The sequence below is a fragment of the Rhodohalobacter sp. genome (assembly GCF_041686455.1).
Taxonomy (GTDB): Bacteria; Bacteroidota; Rhodothermia; order Balneolales; family Balneolaceae; genus Rhodohalobacter.
Map to the genome: position 1 here is coordinate 9,943 of NZ_JAWLDW010000068.1, position 4,352 is coordinate 14,294.

Below are 4,352 nucleotides of genomic sequence, written 5' to 3' on the forward strand. Positions count from 1 at the left end.
GAATCGGGGAGCCCGGCCCGAGGTACAAGCTCCTGTATGGATAACATGCAGGAGCTTTTTTTATGTCTAAGATTCCTATACAATCTGCCGGGCGAGAAGCTGGATCAAAGTGGCACCGAAGAGCCAATCCCGAATCGTAGGGTGGCCCACGGTACATTAACAAATACGTAAAATTCCGAAAAACAATATTTTAAGGCATTTTTCTACTGTAAAACAATTGTGAAAAAAAGCCTCTCTTTTCTCCCCTCAAAACTCGTTTGCAGTCTGAGAGTGAATTAAGGACACTTGAATAAATCTTAAAACCAGCGTCAGCTCTTTAACACTTGTTCCGCATTTCTTATAGGTTAGTAAATCGTTAGTGAAACTCCCCCAATAGGAATAATTTTCACAGTGATGGCTTAATTCATTCACCCTCTTTTCAATCCCTTCATAGATGAACTTTTTGCTCTTTCTTTAATCTGCAATCTGTCCCGAAGTCTCGAGACTGCGATCTGCACGCAGCAATCAATGAACTACAAAATTTACCCCTATAAGCGTGGCAAGCTCTACCGGATCTTCGTGGTTTTCAAAGATGATGAAGGAAGAAAAAAAACCTTATCTACTGGAATTACCTACCCGCTGAGAACAACTCAAAAAAAGAGAGATCAGGCAATGAAGGCTGCTGAGAAAGCCGGATTCCGGAGAATTCTGGAATACATGAATATTCAGGAGGAGGTCAACAAAACTCCGGGCGATGACCTGCTATCGAAATACCTGAAGGAGAATTACTACCCACATATCCGTGCCAACTGTGCGCCCAAGACCGGAGTCAGTTACCCCAACGCTATGAACCACTTTATCCGTATTTGCGGCGACAAGGTGATGAAAAAGTATACCCGCAAGGATATCCAGGACTACAAGATTTACCGTTACGACACCGATGACATCCAGAAAATTACCATCAACATTGAGATGCGGTCCATTAAATCAGCGTTTTATTGGGCCTACAAGAACGAAATGCTCGACCGAATGCCGTACAAGGGACAGGATTACCTGTTTGAAGTCAAAGCCAACCGCCGAGCATTCGAAGAGTTTGAAATTAAAAAGCTCTTCAGGGTGACCGAGGGAAAAATGATCGGGCTGATTGTGCGGCTTGCCTACTACACCGGTATGCGGATTGGCGAATTGTCTGACATCACGTGGCGAATGATAAACCTTGAGGATAAATACATTCAGCTTCCTGCCGAAATCACCAAAGCCAACTGCTCGCGGGCAGTACCCTTAAACGCCAAGGTATTTAATGTGATTAAAATTTTCGAAAACCAGCTCAAGGCTAAGCAGCGCAAATATCCGGAGTGGTATGAAGATAAGGAGATTAGCGAATGCTATGTCCTGCAAAAACATCGGGGATATGGAAAGTATGAGAGGGGGGGATTCAAGACATGTTCCGCAAGTCGATGAAAGAAGTTGGGCTGCCGAAAGAGTTGAAGTTTCACTGCCTGCGCCACTCCTTTGCCACACATGTGTTGCAAAAAGGAGCCGATATTTATGGCGTAAGCAAAATTATGGGACATTCCACTCCGGTAGTAACCGCTGAATTCTACGATCACAGTACAGCACTGAACTATCGGGGTGTAACGGATTTACTGGGGTGAGTACAATTATAATATTGATAAACGATACCAACCACTTATAGGCTGGCTGCTATACGTTCTGCCCATCGTATAGCACGGTCTTTAATCTCTTTCTCTGCGTCTGTAACCTTTAATCTTTTCAATAGGATGTCAACGTCAATCATCTCTTCAATGATTAAGCGCCTTACAAACTCAGTATCTTTTTCACGAAAAGCGATCAGTTTACTGGCTGCCAGATCATGCGCCTCAATACAATAGCCAATATTCTTCTCATCCATGTAATCCTGAACCTTGTTCGTTCTTTTCTCCCATCCTTCCGGGAGCTTAGCTGTTTCAATTGGTACCCCGTGAACATAAAATCCGTGTGTTTTATGAAACTGAGAATTCTCACCCAATGCGCCATCAATCCAATCAACGGCTTCAGGCCTGTTCTTCGGAGAGACATCGACTTCAATCGATTTTCTTAGTTCTGTAGGAGCGTCGGGGAACTGTCCTAGAATGGCCTGTGAGCCAAAAATGATCAATTCCTGATCCTCAGAAACCGTACAGGCTGCCCGAATGGCGTGTTCCAGCTGTTCTCTGTTCATGACTCTTTACGCTCCTCCTTAAGTTGTTCAAACTTTTTCTTTTCATTCTCCGTCAGTACTTGCCAAAAGGGGAGTGACTGCCTCAAACGAACGGCTCTCTCAGAATCTGACTCTATAAACTTTTTCAGTCTTTGAAATGAACTGTTTTCAAGAAGATTCTTCCATTCCAGCAGCTCAAGCTTCTCACCGGTAGATGTTTTATCAATTTGCTTCTCAATTAAAGAGATGGTTCTCGATATAATCTCCGGATTTGATTTCAGCAGTTCTGTCCAGATTTTTGACTCCTCCAGCGATCTAAGGTCGTGATCCTTGTGACTTTTCACAGAACCTGACTCATCTCTCTGAGAGTTCAGATATTCCTTTGGATCAACCCCCCACAAATGAATCATTCCCTTTTCTGTTAGAGAGGGTTTTGTCTCCAGATCAGCAACGGTTACGCCTCTGATATCAATCGTTACATCAAAGGTTGACTCTATCTTGTCTTGAATCAGTTTTTTCCTGAATTCACCGGTTAAAGAGTCAACTGTTTTCAGCTTACCCAACAGGGCTATTTGAACCGGATCGCCATACTCATCTTCACCACGTGCCGTACGGCCAAAGATCCATGCTGATTCAGGTTGTTTCTCAAGGTTACGCACTATCGAATGCAACGTATCCACCAAGTCTTCATAGCGTTGGGTTTCCATGCTAAACAGATTTACCAACTCATTATGGAGGGGATACTTATCCCTTAATTCAACCAGTTGTTGTCTGCCTGAACCGGTGTACGTTACAACACCTGTTTCTACCAGCCTCTTCGTAATGTCATAAACCCCTTGCCTGGAAAGATCTGTGCGTTCCAACAGTTCAAAGTGACTTAACGGGTGCGACGATCTGATTAATTCACGAAGTACGATTACATGACCTTTCGACCCAAGGATAGAGGTGAGTGGGTGCTTTAATGAGTTATGTTGATTTGAATTCTTCATGACTATACTATCAATTTGAAATGATAATATATCAATTTAACTAGACTAAAATCAATAATAATTGACATTTGTCATAACAACTTGACTGTAGAATGTAATTCACCATAATCAAATCAAAGCCATCAGCTGAAAAGGATGGTTAACTTAGTCAAAGAGAAATCGATATTTATCAACCTACTGAAACTCACCCATCGATCAGAGACTGCACACTAAATGTCCAGTTTATTACTTAAAAAACTGGACATTTCTCTTTGTTCGCTTGAATTTTCCATAGTCTTTCTTACCTATTGGTATTGTAAATACTAATTCATCGAATTAACATTGGAGAATTAAATTTATTCAGACCTTTTAAAATAAGCTTATGAAAAACATCACATTTAATAGAACTAAGCTATACAATGAGCTTTGGCAAAAACCAATGACCCAGATTGCAAAAGATTACAAGATTAATGTATACCAGCTAAAGAAGGTCTGTGATGAACTTGAAATACCAAGGCCTGAGACTGGATATTGGTCGAAATTAAGGAGCGGTAAAAAAGTAAAGCAAAAACCACTCACGGAATTTAAGGCAGATGAGTACAAACTAAGCCTCTATAATGAACCCGAAGTAGATTTAAAGGATCAACTTCCAAAGTCGTTTAAGACCATAAAGTTCAAAAAGAATCTGACCGGACTCCACCCATTAGTTAGTAAAACATATAGATATTTAAAAGAAAAGAACTCCGGGGATAATTATGGTCGACTCAAGCCATTTAGAATAGGTTACTTAGGAATTTTGGTTTCAGAATCACTTTTAAAAAGGGCCATACTTTTTTACGATGGCCTGATTAGAGAGTTAGAAAGACAAGGGTTTCAGATCGCAGGAGGAGGCTCTGATAAGGTTGTATATACTTCAGTTAAAATTGGTGATGACAAGGTTTTTTTACGGTTAGAAGAAGCAGGTTCATTCAACCGTACTAAAGTTGAGAGTTCCTGGAAAGAGTATGACTACGATTACTACACCACGGGGAATCTCAGGCTGCAAATATCTAAGCATTCTTCAAATTACCGTTCTAAAACTATTTCTGATACCGATGAACGAAAATTGGAATATCAAACTGAAAAGATCTTTAAAACCATCTTGCTTACCGCTAACGAAGCTAAAAAGTGGCGAATTGAAAGGGAGGAGGATCGTAAACGAGAAG

5 protein-coding genes are annotated in these 4,352 nt (G+C 41.1%); 3 read left to right on the forward strand and 2 right to left on the reverse strand.

Annotation, left to right across the window (positions count from 1 at the left end; all coding sequences use genetic code 11):
• The first annotated feature begins 507 nt into the window (after window positions 1-507).
• Together ACESM0_RS08970 and ACESM0_RS08975 are read left to right on the forward strand one after the other, a co-directional pair.
• Window positions 508-1,440, forward strand: a complete 933-nt coding sequence (locus tag ACESM0_RS08970; protein WP_372905701.1) for a tyrosine-type recombinase/integrase — start codon at window positions 508-510, stop codon at window positions 1,438-1,440.
• Entirely contained in the window at window positions 1,437-1,634 is a 198-nt protein-coding gene (locus ACESM0_RS08975) for a tyrosine-type recombinase/integrase (RefSeq protein WP_372905703.1), read from the forward strand. The genes ACESM0_RS08970 and ACESM0_RS08975 overlap by 4 nt, the downstream gene beginning before the upstream one ends.
• Before the next feature lie 35 nt (window positions 1,635-1,669).
• Here ACESM0_RS08975 and ACESM0_RS08980 read toward each other — a convergent pair whose 3' ends face one another.
• Together ACESM0_RS08980 and ACESM0_RS08985 are read right to left on the reverse strand one after the other, a co-directional pair.
• The gene (locus ACESM0_RS08980) at window positions 1,670-2,200 is read right to left on the reverse strand and encodes a DUF6036 family nucleotidyltransferase (protein ID WP_372905705.1); all 531 of its coding nucleotides are present in this window, start codon (window positions 2,198-2,200) and stop codon (window positions 1,670-1,672) included.
• Window positions 2,197-3,168, reverse strand: a complete 972-nt coding sequence (locus ACESM0_RS08985) for a hypothetical protein (RefSeq protein WP_372905707.1) — start codon at window positions 3,166-3,168, stop codon at window positions 2,197-2,199. The genes ACESM0_RS08980 and ACESM0_RS08985 overlap by 4 nt, the downstream gene beginning before the upstream one ends.
• Window positions 3,169-3,529: 361 nt before the next feature.
• Between ACESM0_RS08985 and ACESM0_RS08990 the strand changes: the two genes are divergently transcribed.
• A partial coding sequence (locus ACESM0_RS08990) for a hypothetical protein (RefSeq protein WP_372905709.1) occupies window positions 3,530-4,352 on the forward strand: 823 nt, incomplete at its 3' end.